Below are 12,852 nucleotides of genomic sequence, written 5' to 3'. Positions count from 1 at the left end.
TTTTGCGTAAAACAAAGCGGAGGTACTTATGACTACTCAAACAAAACAACATATCCCCTGGTATTTGTGGCCATTCGCCGCAATCTGGAAACTGCTTGCCGTGATCGTGGAGTTGACAGGCCGCTTCGTTGCGATGGTGCTTGGCCTCGTCTTGATCCTCGTCGGCGTGATTGTCAGCCTGACGGTAATCGGTGCGATCATCGGCGTTCCGCTGGCAATCGTTGGTCTGCTGTTGCTCCTGCGCGGAATTTTCTAACGAAGTATTGAGTGCGTCGCACCAAGCGAGTTGAAATTTCTTTTTAATCCCTCGCCTACGCTAAATTCAGAGGTTCTTCGCCCCCCCCCCCCGAACGAGCTGGTGCGACGCACTTGTTCTTATGGCGTATCCACTTTGGGTTGTGGATCCTTTTTATTGAGCAGAGCCAGACTGCGGGTCGAAAAAGAGGCGAGTGCTTTTCGAATCGGGGGAATGCGGAAGATGAGGAAAATCCCGATGATGAGTCCGTAGATCATCGGTTTGAGGACTTCTCCCTGTAATGAAAGCAGGTCGCCTTTTTTGCTCCAAATATAATGAAGGAAGACCAGCGGCGCGATGAGATAGACGAGTTGGTGCAGGCGTTTCCAGTTTTTGCCGAGGCGTTTTTTCCAGATGTCGAATGAAGTGAGCGCCAGCGGAATTAGCAGTATGAAGGCGATGACACCGACGATCAGGCGCGGCTTTTCAATAACTTCTTTTATGACACTGCTCCACGCCAGCCCGAAATCAAGATCGACGAAGATGATCATGTGAATGGCTGCATAAAGGAAAGCATACACACCGAGCGCGCGGCGGCGTTTGAGCGGCTCGCTCCATTTGAAGATGGTGTTGATGGGGGTGCATAGCAGTGAAAGCACAAGCAATGTGATGGCATGTCTGCCTGTGCGCTGTTCAAGGTCTTGAATTGGATTGGGGGAGAGGTTGCTTGTGAAATAATCAAAAAGCAAAAGTACAAGACCCGACCATGCATACAAGTGAACGGCGATCTGTAACGGTGTGTATGGGAATTTTTTCATGAAGTGTTTTTGTCGAATATAAACGAAGATGCTGTTGCGATCTCCGCTTATCTCTGGTTTAGTAATTCACACTCAGATCCATGCCGTCGTACAGATTCGCGACCTGTTCGCCGTAGCCGTTGAAGGGCAGAGTGGGTCTGCGGTTGAGCTCACCGATGCGCCGCTCGGAGGCCTGTGACCAGCGCGGGTGATCCACATCGGGATTCACGTTTGCATAAAAACCGTATTCGTTCGAGGCGATGTTGCTCCAAAGCGTGGAAGGCTCTTCGGAAACCAGCTCGATCTTCACGATGGATTTGATGGATTTGAAGCCATACTTCCACGGCACCACCAAACGGATCGGCGCGCCATTTTGTGCCACGTTGGGTTCGCCATACAAACCCGTGGCAAGCAGGGTGAGGTCGTTCATGGCTTCATCGAGGCGCAGGCCTTCCTGATACGGCCACGGATAGAACGGGCTTTTTTGCCCGGGCATTTCCTCGGGACGGAAGACAGTTTCAAAGCGGACATACTTCGCATCTGAAGTCGGCTCGACCATTTCGAGCAGGCTGGCGAGGGTGAAGCCTGTCCACGGGATGACCATGCTCCAGGCTTCCACACAGCGCAAACGATAAATGCGTTCCTCCTGCGGGAACAACTTCAACAGGTCTTCGATGCCAAATGTCTTCGGGTTGTTGACCAGGCCGCCCACTTCCACGGTCCACGGGGCGAGGCTGAACCCTTGCGCTTCGTCGGCCACCTGCTGTTTATCGACGGTGAACTCGTAGTAGTTGTTGTAATTGGTGATATCTGAATAGGAGTTGACCGGGTCGCCCAATTCATCGGTCGCACCTGACGTTGGAACGGGTGCCTCATCTGCGGAAGCATCGGCCACGGAAGGAGCACAGGCAGTCAACAAAGCCGCCCCTGTGGTGAGCGTGGCGGCTTTCATAAAATCACGGCGTGAAAGATACACACTCTTCGGCGTGATCTCGGATGAGCGGATCGGAACGGTTTTGAATAAGCTGGTCATAACTCTCTCCTTAATATTAATGTTTTATGGGTATTGCTCGGCAAGCAAACTTTGAATGGCTGTGTCTGTTTCCTCATATCTTCCTTCGCCGATATGGATATAGCGAATGTGTCCATTTTTGTCGATCAGGTATAGTGTAGGCCAGTAACGATTTTTGTATGCCCGCCAGGTTGTACCGTCGTTATCCTGTGCAACTGCGTATTTGATTCCATTTTCGGCAACGGCGGCTTTCAGGTTGGCGAGGTCTTCTTCAAAGAAAAATTCAGGGTAATGGTTGCCGATAATGATAAGTCCCTGGTCGCGATATTTTTCGTCCCATTCCTTCAACGAAGGAATCACATGTTGACAATTAATTCAGCCAAAGGTCCACATGTCGATGGCGACGACTTTTCCGCGCAAATCTGCAAGACGCAGGGGCGAATCTACATTTAGCCAGATATCATTTTTTAGTTCGGGGGCTGGCCCGAGGTCAGGCAGCGTGGTGAGATTCGTTTGCGCAGTTTTTGGAGTTGCAGCGCAGGCGGTTAATAAAATAACAATCCGACAAGGAAAGTTTTCATGTCTTGTTGATGTCCCCATTCTAAAAAAACTTTCTTATATGCAGATGATAGTTTGCTTAGGAATTGAGCGGCTAATCTAATTTCCGAATCACAGGGTGCAGCAGGGGCAGTAAACTGATCACAGCCGTCACTGCGCCCGCGGCAATGAAAACGGATGTCACGCCGATGGTGTCGATCAGCCAGCCTGTGAATGCAAAACCGATCGGGAGTAGAACGAACGACCCAAGTGAATCCACGCTGGAGACGCGTCCCATCTTTTCGGGGGGGACTTTTTCCTGCATGAGGTTGGTCCAGATAAGTCCGTCGATTTCGAGCGCTGCGCCGTTGAGAAGCGCGGCGATGACCAGCAAATATAAAGGCAGCCCAAAACCGAATACGCCGAGACCAATGCCTGCGATCGCGCCGCAGACATAAAAAACAATTCCGCGGTGACGGATCTTTTGAAAACTTCCCATGATGAGGCTGGCAATGGCATAACCGATGGGGAAGATGGCATAAATGAATCCGAGCATTTTTTCATCGCCGCCCAATTCCTGCTGGACGAGGAAAGGCATGGCGATACTGTATGGGCCTGCAAGCGTAATATTCGTAAACGCAAAAACAAGGATCGCCACCCATAAAACGGGCGTTGAAAAGATCGTGCCGAATCCATCGCGCAGGTCTTCCTTGAACTGCTTGAGGGTGAATCCGCCCTGGTCTGTAGAGGCAGGCGCGGGGAGGTTAAGAAGCGAGGCCACTGTCAACGCGCCGATGAAAAATGACAGGGCGTTGAATCCAAATGCGACGGCTGTTCCACCGAAGCCGACGATCAATCCGCCGATGGCTGGGCCAGCCACGCGCCCGAATTGCATGCTCAGGCTATTGATGGAATTTGCGCTGGGCAGGTCTTCCTCTGCGACCATTTGCTGGATGAGGGCGTTATATGCGGGCAAAAAGAAGGCATCGGCAAAGCCGAAGAGGATCGCGATCACGTAGATCTGCCAAAGCACGAGCTGGTCTGTAAATGCGAGCCATGCCCCCACCACCATGATAAAACAACGCGCCATGTCAGACATGAAAAGCAGCAGGCCGCGCCGCATCCGATCCACGACCACGCCGCCGACCAGCACAAAAACGACCATGGGTAATGTGCTGAAAAAGAGAACCGTGCCCATCGCCGTGGCGGAACCTGTCTTTTCCAACACCCACCATGCGAGCGCGATCTGAAAAAGAAAATCGCCGATGCGCGAAAGGGTCTGGCCGAAAAGCAATGCTGCGAAATTTTTGTTTCGTAAAGCGCGGAATGTGGATCTCATGATAAGGCCTGCCTTCGCTTATTGAATTCACCCGGGTGCGGCACGCCGCACCCTTTGCACAACATCATTTAATAAAATAATCTTTCTTCTTTGTGTTGTGTCAACAGGGAAGAAAGATTTTCAAAAAAAATTCAGGTTGAATGCGCTGTTACTTGAATGAATCGATTGCCAATTGCATGTTGCGATAACTGGGGATATTTAATAGAAAACCCGTGATGCCAAGGATATTATTCACCTGAACGGGAGCGTTGCAGATCGATACGCGCAGTCTCTTCATGCGCTCCTCAGTGGGAGTGTATAGTTTATAAACTTTGTGCATGGCCCGCATGCCTGCGCTGGTCAGCGTCTCCACTCCGGCAAGGTCGAGGATCATGAACCGCGCACCTTCACTGTATGCGGCGCGCGCGGCGGCAAGCAGATTTTCCTCCCCTTTTGCATCGAGCCAGCCTTGCAGGTGCAACACCGTGATGGGGTTGTTTGCCTGGATTTCTTCCCGTGTGATGGTTAAAGTCGTTTCCATGGATAAATAAAATTATACATCCGTTATCGCTTGTTTATAAACCAGAATTTATCAGCGGAAATTGCAGGTGACTTGAATCATGCAATACGATGAAGATGAAAATGCGCGCCTCGCCCATGACCTGTGGACTGGTCCCCGTGATAAAGCATGATCTCCCCCGCACCGTGGACCTGCCACCCGCCATCCAAATCATTAATGATTCCAGTGGATTCGTCTATGCCGATCAGGGTGGCGTTGGGTAATAATTGAAGCAGTTGTTTCGCCCATGATCTCCCAAAGTTATTGTGATGTGGTAGGACACAGGCGTTGGGAATTAGATTCAGTCCGCGCACTACTTTCTTTTCGTAGGGATCGTAATAATGTTCACACAGAACCATCGCCCCCGCGCTGCTGCCTGCGATGACCGCTCCATGTTCATGGGCATCCAATGCCGCCTGCCAACACAGGCTGTTTGCAAGAGTCTCTCCCAAATGGCGGGGAAATCCTCCGAGTAAATAGACCAGTTTCGAGGTCCGAATGGATGCGGCGAGGGCGGGGTCGTTCGCGCTGGTTGAGTCGATCACATCCACAGCGAAGACATTCCGCGCACCGAGGCTTCGAAACCAGCGGATGCCGTTATTCCCCGCGCGTTTGTGATTGTGATCGGGCGCGGCGGCTGTGGGGATGATGCAGATCGGGGCATCGAATCCGCCTGCCAATTCAATGGCACGCAGATCAGGTTCGGACATCTGTCCGCCAAATTCAGCGCCGCCTTCGAGGAGGATGTATCCCATGCTTTGCTAACTTTTAAATGAACGCAGGCCTTCCTGCAAGTCTGCATAGATGGGAATGTTGCGCAGGAACCCCGCGATATTGAGGATGTAATAGATCTCGGGGCTTGCGCCTGCAAGTTTGTAATACGTGGATTTATAAGGCTCGCCCGGGTGATTCTTTTCCCATTCCTCAACATCAGCCTTGGGTGTAAAGAGTTTGTAGATGAGATGAATGATGCGTAACCCGGCGCTGGTGAGCATTTCCACCTGGCTTAGGTCGAGCAGTAGGTAACGCGCGCCTGCGTTATGTTCATCCTGCGCGGATTTCATCAGGGTGCTTTCGCTTTGTCCATCGATTCTGCCAGCAAGGTGTAGAACGCAGGTGTTTCCTTCCATGCTTTTGGTGATGGTTAACGTGTTGTCCATTTTCTCTCTCCTGTATTTTTGTAAAAATAAATTTATCGAATTGTGAATGTGTTAATTTGTTTCAACCGGTAATCCCGAAGATGGCAATCCCCATTCTGCCCACGAACCGTCATAGATGGAAAGATTTGAATAACCTGCCAATTCCGCCGCCAATGCATCGATGCAGGCTGTGACGCCGGAACCGCAGCTAAAGATGAGCTTCTGTTCTTTCTTAACCAATTTTGAAAAAACGGATTCGAGTTGGGCGGGCGGCAAGACGAAACCATCCACGACGACGTTTGCGAAAGGCAGGTTGAGCGAGTTGGGCATGTGACCACCCCGGAGTCCCGCGCGCGGTTCGGGTTCCACGCCTTTGAAGCGCCCCTCCGAGCGGGCATCCAGCACGGCAAAATTGGAATCGGTGAGTGCTTCGCGAACCTGCGCAGAATCAAAGAACAATCCCGCCTGCGGATGTGCAATGAAATCTCCGCGCTGGCTGGATTCTCTTTCAGCTTGTTCTCCACACGGAAGCCCAGCCTTCTTCCACGCAGGCAGGCCGCCATCGAGTACGGCCACCTGATTATGTCCCATCGCGCGGAACATCCACCATGCCCGCGGACTGGAATACACGCCCACATAGTCATAGACCACGATGGCGCTGTCCTGGTTGATTCCCAGCTTTTGCATTTCTTCGGTGAAGAATTCCGCTGAAGGCATCATGTGCGGCAGGTCGGTGTTCTTTTCGCGGATGTCGTTGTCAAAGTCGAATCGCCGCGCACCTTTGATGCAGGCGGTGCCTCCCTGTGAAGAAGCATCCCCTACGGGCGTGACCGGTTTCATGCTCGCATCCAAAATGACCAAATTCCCGGCCTCGAAATTTTCTGCCAGCCATTGAACGGACACCAACGAAGATGTGATTTTTGCGTTTGACATGGGACACCTGTTTTGTTGAATTTGAAAATTATACGATATGTTGCGGATGTAAATAAAAAAGGGACGGACCACTTTACGAAGCCCGTCCCAACTGATTACTGATTGCTATTCACTGAATTTACCCGTGCCTGCTCATGAAACGTTCCATGCGGCGCAGGGCTTCTTCGATCTTGCTGTACTCAGTGGCATAACAAGCGCGGACAAAACCCTCTCCGCCCGGGCCGAAGGCATTGCCCGGCACAACAGCCACACCCTCTTCTTTTAATAGAGTTTCGGCAAAGGTTTCATCATCCATGCCGGTGGCTTTGATGTTGGGGAATGTATAGAAAGCGCCGCGCGGCTCAAAGGTCGAGAGGCCGAGGCGGTTCAATCCATCCACCAGCAGACGGCGGCGGCGATTGTATTCCGTCACCATTTCCTGCACATGCGGCTCACCGATCTTCAACGCTTCGATGGCGGCATCCTGTGCGGTGGTCGGCGCAGACATGATGGTGTATTGATGAATGCGCACCATGCCTTGAATGATATCTGCCGGGCCGCAGGCATAGCCGATGCGCCAGCCCGTCATGGCGTAAGCCTTGGAAAATCCGCCGAGCAGAACGGTGCGGCGGCGCAGGCTTTCATCCAATGCGGGGAAGCAGACGTGTTCGAAATCGTACACGAGACGGTCGTAGATCTCATCGGAGACCACGATCAGGTCGTGCTGTTCTGCAATTTTTCCGATCTCCAGCATTACTTCACGGGGAGCCACGGCTCCAGTGGGGTTGGACGGATAACCAATAAAGATGACCTTCGTCCGCGGGGTGATGGCCTTGCGGATGTCGTCCGGGTCAATGGTGAAGTTGTTTTCGAGGCGCGCGGGAATTTCAACCGGTACGCCGCCTGCGAGAATGACTTCCGCTTGATAGGAAACGAAACAGGGTGTCGGGATGATGACTTCATCGCCCGGTTCCAGAATGGCGGTGAAGGTGAGATACAACGCTTCTGAAACACCCACGGTCGCCACAACTTCAGTGAGCGGGTCGTATTTTACGTTGTAGAGTTTTTGCAGATTCTCCGCAACCCCCTGACGCAACTCGACCTTGCCATGATTGGATGTGTAGTGCGTTTCGCCATTTTGCAATGAACGAATACCCGCATCGAGGATCGGTTTGGGTGTGGTGAAATCGGGTTCACCGATCCCCAGAGAGATCACATCCTTCATGGTTGCAACGATATCAAAAAATTTGCGAATGCCGCTGGGCTTTAATTCAGCCACACGCTTCGACAATCGAGCCACACTACCTACTTCACTTACTGCCTGCATTGAGCCTCCTTATATGGGTTGTACGTGCCAGTCGTCTGAGATTTCCTGGTACGTTAATTCAAAGGTGGAGCCATTTGCCGTTTTTACGCAGAACCCTTTTTCGCCGGGCCCGCGCCAGCGCGAAATGATCTCCGCAATTTCATAGCGGCATCCCTGCCATAACAATGAAAGCGGCCTCTCTGCATATTCGGTATCGGAACGGCATTCGACGGTTTCCATAATTTTCTACGGGTGGATCACGCTGCTGTTATCGCCGATATTCAGCGATGAAGCTTCTTCCTTGTCTGTCTGACCTTCAATGTGACAATTGCTCCCGATCAAAGACCGCTTCAAAGCGGCCCGCTTGATCTGGGTGCCTTCTTCAATGATGCTGTCCTGGATCACGGCTGCGCTGATCTTGCAATTCGCGCCGATGGAAACATATGGCCCGATGACAGCTGAATCCACTTCAGCGGTGGGGTGGATGAAGACCGGCGGCACGATCTTAACTGTCGGCCTGGTCGCTGCTTCGGACGAATTATCAGCCCCTCGGTCGAGCAGGATGCGGTTCGTGTCCAGAGTCGCTTCGATGGTTCCCGTATCCAGCCAGGTGCTGATCTGATTCGTGCGGACCTTCGCGCCATGTTCGATCATCATAGTGATCGTATCGGTGAGGAAGTATTCGCCTTTGAGCATGATGCCGCGCTGCATTTGCTCGTCAATGGCGGCGAGGAGTTTCTCGGCGCTCTTAAAGTAATAACACCCAACTACCACAAGGTTGTTGTCCATGCTTTGCGGTTTTTCGATGAAGCGCGTCACCCAGCCGTCGTTGTTGAGCTCGGCCACCCCAAAGCGGCGCGGATCGGGCACCGGCATCACCCAGGCCACGCCATCCGCCGCCTCGTTTGCGAGGAAGGAGAAGTCTGTTTCCATTAAAGTGTCTGAAAAACAGACCATCATCGGGCCGTGCAGATACTCGCGGGCCAGCGCCAGCGCATGCGACTGTCCCTTCATTTCATGCTGCACCACGAAATGCGCCTTGAGATTTGGATATTTTTCCTTGATGAAAGGGGGGACTTGCAGTTCGCCGAGATATGGCCCCACAATGAAAATGTATTCCACATTTTCAGGTTCCGGCAGAGTCTTGAACATATCCATCAAATGTTCAAGTGACGTTTTTCCAGCCACACTTACCAGCGGCTTCGGCTTGCTCCACGTATGCGGGCGCATTCGGGTTCCCCAGCCAGCCATGGGAATGACGATCTTTAGAGTTTCAGCCAAGAGATTTCTCCTGTGAATGATTTCGAGTTTATTTTACCAATGAATACCTGCCAATGACGTAAAAACGCCTCATCACTCAAGGCTGAAACCAATTCAGGAAAACCGAGTGTGAATGGGGCGAATAAAAGCAAAACATTCGAGACACCATCTGTTTGGATTGTTTGCGTTCCCAAAATGCTTTTCTGTATAATTCAAGTAATCGCGGTGAGGGGGTGACTGAATCCCAAAGCCCTCCACAAACAAATGCACCGCGCCCAATTGAGCGAGACCATATTCAATGTAATAGAAAGGAGCCGTGTGGATGTGTCCCTGGCGATGCCAATAGGTCTTTTTGGCATCCTCGAGTCCGCTGTAATCCACACCGGGGAGGAAGCGATCCCACAATTCCCCCCATTTCTCATCACATTGTACCGGGTCTGAACTGATCTTCGGGTTTTCGTAGATCCAATGCTGGAAGGCATCTACCAACGCCATATACGGCCAGAACGTGACGATTCCTTCAAGGTGTTCGAAACGCGCGCGCGCGGCTTCGCCTTCGGTGTAGAAACCACCATGTTCTTTGGTGATATAGGGAGAAGCCAGCAATTCCATCGCCATCGAGGCCACTTCCGCAAATTCAGCAGGGACATAATTCTCGGCGCGCTCATGGAAATACGGAACGACGGTCGCTTCAAATGCATGAAAGGCATGTCCGCCTTCATGCAGTATGGTATCCACATCCAGCGGTGTGCCGGTATTGCTCATGAAGATGAATGGTTTTTGACTGACCCCATAGATCAGGTTGTACGCCCCGGCGCCTTGTTCTTACGGCTTTCAAGGTCGAGCAGGTCATGATCCAGCATGATCTGGAAGTACTCACCAAACTTCGGGTCCACTTTGGTAAATACATCCTTTGACTTGGATTTGAATTCGTCGATGGTTTGATATGGCTTAAGCTGACTGTGATTTGATGTATCTACCATCTGGTCCCACGGACGCAGCGTTTCGAGTCCCAACTTCTTTCTGCGTTTTTCATAAAGACGAGTTGCCGCAGGGACAACGACCTCTTCGATCGCATCGTGAAAGGTCTTGCAATCAGCGGGTGAATAATCGAAGCGGAATCTTTGCGCCCACATATAGTCACGATAGTTGGACATGCCGGCATTTTTTGTGATCTTGAGCCGTAAGTCCATGAACTTTTCCACAGGCTATGGATCGCTTCGCGGTTCTCCACGCGCACATCCACAACCAGTTTCCACGCTTTTTCGCGGACCGCGCGATCCTTGTCCTGATACAGGGGGAACATTTGCGAAATGGTGCGTTCCTCGCCCTCCCACATCATGGTCTGTGCGCCGAGGATCTTGTCGTACTCGCCGCTCAATTTTTGTTCCTCGGTCAGTAATTCAAGATTGGCCTGCTTGAAGATATCCTCTTCGGCACGCATTTTCTTCAGCCCCATTTTGAAGTTCGCGGGCTGTAAACCGCTGGCGAGCAGTTTCTCTTTCAGTTTCTGCTCCTCTGTGCGCGCATTGGGCTGGATGGATTCGATAAAGTGATTGAAATTCTTCTCGATTTCCTCATCGGTCGTGTATTGCGTGGTCGCGACAAAGCGGCGCGTGAATTGCTCGTCCAATCTATCTGCCAGCGCAGACCAATCGGAGAGCCACTCGCCTACGTTGGCGGCTGTCAATTCGACGGATTGCAAAGCCTTGAAATGCGGTTCGTAATCGGACCATTCCATTGCAAGGATGGCCTCTGGTGTGGATGGTAAATTCTTAAGCATGAGAAATCTCCTTTTTACTTGTATGCAATAAACCCAAAAACGGCCCCAGCGATGACCAGCCAGACCAGGGTTGATCTCGGTTAAAGTAAGCAGCGCAAAAGCGATAATCGCGATGATGACCTTGTCCCAGTTTTGCACGAGGCCATTTCCCCAGCCGACCTTGCTTACACTAAAAACAGCATACGCCATGGTGTATGCCGTCCATAAAAGCAGACCTACAACCACAGGCCGCACAGCCTTCAACATGGCCGCCACCGCCGGGCTGTCTTTGATGCTGAAAAAATAAACCACCATGATCAGCATCAATAAAGTTGTTGGGAACACCGTTCCCATCGTCGCAGAGACGGCACCCCACAGCCCGGATATTTTATACCCCACATACGCAGAAACCTGCGGCGCGATTGGCCCAGGCAAGGCGTTGCCTACTGCCACCGCATCCGCGAACTCTTCGTTGGATGCCCAGCCCGCAGTCACCACTTCACGCTGCATCAACGCCAGCGATGCCGGGTCCGCCGCCCCACGAAAACAATGCCACCCGTGTGAATAGTATAAAAATTTCCCAAAGCAATTTCCATTCCATTTCACCACTCTCCAAATTGCGGGTTCGCCTGTCCCATTTTATATTCTTCGAGTCTGCGCACATGTCCCGGCCACAACCCTGCGGGCAATGCATCCAAAGGGAAGGATTGGATTTCGGCGATCTCACTATCGGGTTTGCCCGTGATCTTGAAATCTCGCAGACAAAAACAAGATTGTGATCGGTCTTCCAATCCTTGAAACTGGTGTACGCGCCCATCAGCCAAACTTTCCCAAGTTCCGCGCCAGTTTCCTCGAATGCTTCACGCCGCGCGGCCTGATCCAATGTTTCGCCGCGTTTGAGTCCGCCGCCGCATGAACCAGCCCGGTAAATACGTTTGCCGCACGAGCGTCACTTTCGAATCCTGGATCATCATCACCCGCACGCCCATGCGCACAGGCCGAAACAAAAAACAAAAGATTCGATAGCCAAGGAATAGAAAACGGATATACATCTTACGCATGTCCCAGAATTGGATGCGGCTGATACAACTCTTCAAGCGACTTGATTTCGTCTTCGCTGAGTTTGATCTCCAACGCGGCGATGGCCTGATCCAAATGCTCGATCTTGCTGGACCCGATAATGGGTGCGGCGATATGGGGCTTGTTCAGCACCCAGGCCAATGCCACCTGCGAAGCCGATGCATTGTGACTCTTCGCCACCTCCGCTGGCGCTCAGCGATGACAAAATCCTCTTCGCGGAAATACAACTCATTGGCAAATGGATCGCTTTGTGCGCGCTTTGTCTCGCCGCCCCCGCCGCGTTTGCGGTTGCCTGCAAAAAATCCGCGCGCCATCGGGCTCCACGGAATCAGCCCGATGCCCTGATCTTTGCACAACGGGATCATTTCGCGCTCTTCCTCACGGTAAACGAGGTTATAGTGATTCTGCATTGACACGAACTTCGACCAGCCGTTCATCTCTGAAACATGCAGTGCCTTCATGAATTGCCACGCAAACATCGACGATGCGCCGATGTAATGAGCCTTCCCCGCGGACGACATCATTCAAGGCTTCCATCGTTTCTTCGATGGGCGTGTTGTAGTCCCAGCGATGAATCTGGTACAAGTCCACGTAATCCATTTGCAGGCGTTTCAGAGATTTGTCGATGGAGTCCATGATGTGTTGCGCGAGGCCGCGGTCATTTACGTCATCGCTCATGGTGGAAATACCTTTGTAGCGACAATGATATTTCTCTTTTGATTCCTTTTTAGTAAATTGCCTGTAACGTTTTCACTTTCCCCATGAATAAACATCCGCGGTGTCGAAGAAATTGATGCCCGCATCCAGCGCGCTTGACAAATGGCTTGCCTGTTCTTCATCCAATATCCACTCGCGCCATTGCTTTTGAGCCGTAGGTCATCATCCCCAAACACAGACGCGAGACCTTCAATCCAGTTTTGCCGAGGTTGGTGTAT

General features: G+C 51.8%; 18 protein-coding genes and 2 pseudogenes. 1 reads left to right on the top strand and 19 read right to left on the bottom strand.

The genetic code is table 11. The features are described from left to right. Window positions 1-28 precede the first annotated feature (28 nt). Entirely contained in the window at window positions 29-256 is a 228-nt protein-coding gene (locus tag IPI86_RS06355; RefSeq protein ID WP_345297154.1) for a hypothetical protein, read from the top strand. A 119-nt stretch (window positions 257-375) separates the two neighbouring features. Here IPI86_RS06355 and IPI86_RS06350 read toward each other — a convergent pair whose 3' ends face one another. The 19 genes and pseudogenes from IPI86_RS06350 to IPI86_RS06260 all read right to left on the bottom strand — a co-directional run bounded on the left by IPI86_RS06350 (window position 376) and on the right by IPI86_RS06260 (window position 12,736). Next, entirely contained in the window at window positions 376-1,053 is a 678-nt protein-coding gene (locus tag IPI86_RS06350; protein WP_345297153.1) for a protein-methionine-sulfoxide reductase heme-binding subunit MsrQ, read from the bottom strand. Window positions 1,054-1,111: 58 nt separating this feature from the next. Then, window positions 1,112-2,065 (bottom strand): protein-methionine-sulfoxide reductase catalytic subunit MsrP, encoded by a 954-nt coding sequence (gene msrP / locus IPI86_RS06345; RefSeq protein WP_345297152.1) that lies wholly within the window; start codon window positions 2,063-2,065, stop codon window positions 1,112-1,114. 24 nt (window positions 2,066-2,089) lie between these two features. Next, a complete protein-coding gene (locus IPI86_RS06340) occupies window positions 2,090-2,404 on the bottom strand; it encodes a redoxin domain-containing protein (RefSeq protein ID WP_345297151.1) in 315 nt (104 codons plus the stop codon). A gap of 15 nt (window positions 2,405-2,419) precedes the next feature. Further along, window positions 2,420-2,644 carry a hypothetical protein gene (locus IPI86_RS06335; RefSeq protein ID WP_345297150.1) on the bottom strand — a complete coding sequence of 75 codons (225 nt, stop codon included), beginning with the start codon at window positions 2,642-2,644 and terminating at the stop codon, window positions 2,420-2,422. Window positions 2,645-2,696: 52 nt separating this feature from the next. Continuing rightward, window positions 2,697-3,920: an MFS transporter gene (locus tag IPI86_RS06330; RefSeq protein ID WP_345297149.1), complete on the bottom strand. Its 1,224-nt coding sequence runs from the start codon at window positions 3,918-3,920 to the stop codon at window positions 2,697-2,699. Between the two features lie 148 nt (window positions 3,921-4,068). Next, the gene (locus IPI86_RS06325) at window positions 4,069-4,440 is read right to left on the bottom strand and encodes an STAS domain-containing protein (protein ID WP_345297148.1); all 372 of its coding nucleotides are present in this window, start codon (window positions 4,438-4,440) and stop codon (window positions 4,069-4,071) included. 77 nt (window positions 4,441-4,517) lie between these two features. After that, a complete protein-coding gene (locus IPI86_RS06320) occupies window positions 4,518-5,213 on the bottom strand; it encodes a Type 1 glutamine amidotransferase-like domain-containing protein (protein ID WP_345297147.1) in 696 nt (231 codons plus the stop codon). Window positions 5,214-5,219: 6 nt separating this feature from the next. Continuing rightward, the gene (locus IPI86_RS06315) at window positions 5,220-5,618 is read right to left on the bottom strand and encodes an STAS domain-containing protein (RefSeq protein WP_345297146.1); all 399 of its coding nucleotides are present in this window, start codon (window positions 5,616-5,618) and stop codon (window positions 5,220-5,222) included. Window positions 5,619-5,669: 51 nt separating this feature from the next. Next, a complete protein-coding gene (locus IPI86_RS06310) occupies window positions 5,670-6,530 on the bottom strand; it encodes a sulfurtransferase (protein ID WP_345297145.1) in 861 nt (286 codons plus the stop codon). A 118-nt stretch (window positions 6,531-6,648) separates the two neighbouring features. Then, a complete protein-coding gene (locus tag IPI86_RS06305; protein WP_345297144.1) occupies window positions 6,649-7,836 on the bottom strand; it encodes an aminotransferase class I/II-fold pyridoxal phosphate-dependent enzyme in 1,188 nt (395 codons plus the stop codon). A 9-nt stretch (window positions 7,837-7,845) separates the two neighbouring features. Further along, window positions 7,846-8,055: a hypothetical protein gene (locus IPI86_RS06300; RefSeq protein WP_345297143.1), complete on the bottom strand. Its 210-nt coding sequence runs from the start codon at window positions 8,053-8,055 to the stop codon at window positions 7,846-7,848. Between the two features lie 6 nt (window positions 8,056-8,061). After that, the gene (locus IPI86_RS06295; protein ID WP_345297142.1) at window positions 8,062-9,096 is read right to left on the bottom strand and encodes a sugar phosphate nucleotidyltransferase; all 1,035 of its coding nucleotides are present in this window, start codon (window positions 9,094-9,096) and stop codon (window positions 8,062-8,064) included. 93 nt (window positions 9,097-9,189) lie between these two features. After that, window positions 9,190-9,846, bottom strand: coding sequence for a M3 family metallopeptidase (locus IPI86_RS06290; protein WP_345297237.1), 657 nt, complete (start codon window positions 9,844-9,846; stop codon window positions 9,190-9,192). A gap of 26 nt (window positions 9,847-9,872) precedes the next feature. After that, window positions 9,873-10,211, bottom strand: a complete 339-nt coding sequence (locus tag IPI86_RS06285; RefSeq protein WP_345297141.1) for a hypothetical protein — start codon at window positions 10,209-10,211, stop codon at window positions 9,873-9,875. Window positions 10,212-10,984: 773 nt separating this feature from the next. After that, a pseudogene (locus tag IPI86_RS06280) lies at window positions 10,985-11,347 on the bottom strand (chromate transporter); the annotation flags it as partial. A 92-nt stretch (window positions 11,348-11,439) separates the two neighbouring features. Beyond that, window positions 11,440-11,661, bottom strand: coding sequence for a hypothetical protein (locus IPI86_RS06275; RefSeq protein ID WP_345297140.1), 222 nt, complete (start codon window positions 11,659-11,661; stop codon window positions 11,440-11,442). Window positions 11,662-11,697: 36 nt separating this feature from the next. Continuing rightward, window positions 11,698-11,889 carry a hypothetical protein gene (locus IPI86_RS06270; RefSeq protein WP_345297139.1) on the bottom strand — a complete coding sequence of 64 codons (192 nt, stop codon included), beginning with the start codon at window positions 11,887-11,889 and terminating at the stop codon, window positions 11,698-11,700. 1 nt (window position 11,890) lies between these two features. Then, entirely contained in the window at window positions 11,891-12,049 is a 159-nt protein-coding gene (locus tag IPI86_RS06265; protein ID WP_345297138.1) for an aldo/keto reductase, read from the bottom strand. Next, window positions 12,043-12,736, bottom strand: a pseudogene (locus IPI86_RS06260) (aldo/keto reductase). Before IPI86_RS06260 ends, IPI86_RS06265 begins: the two are co-directional and overlap by 7 nt. Window positions 12,737-12,852 lie beyond the last annotated feature (116 nt).

It is taken from the genome of Candidatus Villigracilis affinis (genome assembly GCF_016705895.1).
In the GTDB taxonomy this organism is placed as follows: Bacteria; Chloroflexota; Anaerolineae; order Anaerolineales; family Villigracilaceae; genus Villigracilis; species Villigracilis affinis.
Note: the sequence above shows the minus strand (reverse complement) of the source record. Positions and strands in the feature narration are given on the sequence as shown.

Excerpts from the sequence above, each read along its gene's own strand:
- IPI86_RS06355 (WP_345297154.1), top strand. The coding sequence starts at position 29 with ATGACTACTCAAACAAAACAACATATCCCCTGGTATTTGTGGCCATTC.
- IPI86_RS06350 (WP_345297153.1), bottom strand. The coding sequence starts at position 1,053 with ATGAAAAAATTCCCATACACACCGTTACAGATCGCCGTTCACTTGTAT.
- msrP (WP_345297152.1), bottom strand. The coding sequence starts at position 2,065 with ATGACCAGCTTATTCAAAACCGTTCCGATCCGCTCATCCGAGATCACG.
- IPI86_RS06335 (WP_345297150.1), bottom strand. The coding sequence starts at position 2,644 with ATGGGGACATCAACAAGACATGAAAACTTTCCTTGTCGGATTGTTATT.
- IPI86_RS06330 (WP_345297149.1), bottom strand. The coding sequence starts at position 3,920 with ATGAGATCCACATTCCGCGCTTTACGAAACAAAAATTTCGCAGCATTG.
- IPI86_RS06325 (WP_345297148.1), bottom strand. The coding sequence starts at position 4,440 with ATGGAAACGACTTTAACCATCACACGGGAAGAAATCCAGGCAAACAAC.
- IPI86_RS06320 (WP_345297147.1), bottom strand. The coding sequence starts at position 5,213 with ATGGGATACATCCTCCTCGAAGGCGGCGCTGAATTTGGCGGACAGATG.
- IPI86_RS06315 (WP_345297146.1), bottom strand. The coding sequence starts at position 5,618 with ATGGACAACACGTTAACCATCACCAAAAGCATGGAAGGAAACACCTGC.
- IPI86_RS06310 (WP_345297145.1), bottom strand. The coding sequence starts at position 6,530 with ATGTCAAACGCAAAAATCACATCTTCGTTGGTGTCCGTTCAATGGCTG.
- IPI86_RS06305 (WP_345297144.1), bottom strand. The coding sequence starts at position 7,836 with ATGCAGGCAGTAAGTGAAGTAGGTAGTGTGGCTCGATTGTCGAAGCGT.
- IPI86_RS06300 (WP_345297143.1), bottom strand. The coding sequence starts at position 8,055 with ATGGAAACCGTCGAATGCCGTTCCGATACCGAATATGCAGAGAGGCCG.
- IPI86_RS06285 (WP_345297141.1), bottom strand. The coding sequence starts at position 10,211 with ATGTGGGCGCAAAGATTCCGCTTCGATTATTCACCCGCTGATTGCAAG.
- IPI86_RS06270 (WP_345297139.1), bottom strand. The coding sequence starts at position 11,889 with ATGTATATCCGTTTTCTATTCCTTGGCTATCGAATCTTTTGTTTTTTG.